Genomic DNA, 1,255 nt, shown 5'->3' on the forward strand with positions numbered 1-1,255 from the left:
CGTATAGCTGTAGCTCACTACTCCCGTCGCGGCATTATATCCGGTCAGGCGGAGTTCGCCCTCGCCCGTGTTCACCACCCCATTGGTGGTGCCGAACGCCTGCATCTGCGCCAGGGTGAAGCTCGCGCCGCCCACCGTGATGCTGGCGATGCCGTCCGTCGCAGACACGGTGAAGCTGCCGGAGGTCACATGGCTGCCATCATGCGCCGTGCCGCTCGGCAGGCCCGCCTCATAGACCGTCGCGTCGGGGCCGGTCGCCGCTGCCGTCACCACGCGCGCGCTATCATCGGCACCCTTGACCGTGATGGTCAGTGTCGCAGGCGACTGGTCGCCATCGGCATCCTGCATCATGTAGTTGAGCGTAAAGTCCTTGGCAAACCCGCTGCCCAGCGCCTGCGTCGCCGCTCGGCTGTTGTCGAGCACATAGCTCCAGCTGCCGTCGCTGTTCTGCGTCAGCGTGCCGTAGCTGTTGAGCTCCGCCACCGCTGCGGCATCCGCGCCCCAGGCGACGAAGCTCTTGGGCGTATCAGCCCCCGAGACATCGTTGCTCAGCACATTGCCCGACAGGCTTCCCGCCACATCCTCGGTCAGCGTGCCGCCCGCATCGTTCACCGCAACCGGCGCGTCGTCCACGATCCGCACGACCAGCGTATCGCTGCCGCTGGTGCCGCTGACACCGGTGACACTCAGTGCAATGCTGTCGTCGAACTCGGTGAGGGTTGCACCTGTCTTGCTGTCATTGTCGATGGTGGCGAGCAGCGTATAGCTGTAGCTCACTGCTCCGGTCGCAGCGTTGTAGCCCGTGAGCGTCAGCGTCCCCTCGCCTGTGTTCACCACCCCATTGGTCGTGCCGAACGCCTGCATCTGCGCCAGGGTGAAGCTCGTGCCCCCCACCGTGATGCTGGCGATCCCGTCCGTTGCAGAGACAGTGAAGCTGCCGGAGGTCACATGGCTGCCGTCATGCGCCGTGCCGCTCGGCAGGCCTGCCTCATAGACGGTCGCGTCTGGGCCGGTCGCCGCTGCCGTCACCACGCTTGCGCTGTCGTCGGCACCCTTGACCGTGATGGTCAGTGTCGCAGGCGACTGGTCGCCATCGGCATCCTGCATCATGTAGTTGAGCGTGAAGTCCTTCGCAAACCCGCTGCCCAGCGCCTGCGTCGCGGCCCGGCTGTTGTCGAGCACATAGCTCCAGCTGCCGTCGCTGTTCTGCGTCAACGTGCCGTAGCTGTTGAGCTCCGCCACCGCCGCGGCATCC

The 1,255-nt window shown here is 65.8% G+C and carries 1 protein-coding gene; it reads right to left on the reverse strand.

Annotation, left to right across the window (positions count from 1 at the left end; translation table 11 throughout):
* Window positions 1–1,242: VCBS domain-containing protein (locus MU848_RS18730; RefSeq protein ID WP_247234841.1), on the reverse strand; the 1,242-nt coding region annotated here is incomplete at its 3' end.
* Window positions 1,243–1,255: the final 13 nt, after the last annotated feature.

Origin of the sequence: Sphingobium agri (genome assembly GCF_023051225.1) — a bacterium.
Taxonomy (GTDB): domain Bacteria; phylum Pseudomonadota; class Alphaproteobacteria; order Sphingomonadales; family Sphingomonadaceae; genus Sphingobium; species Sphingobium agri.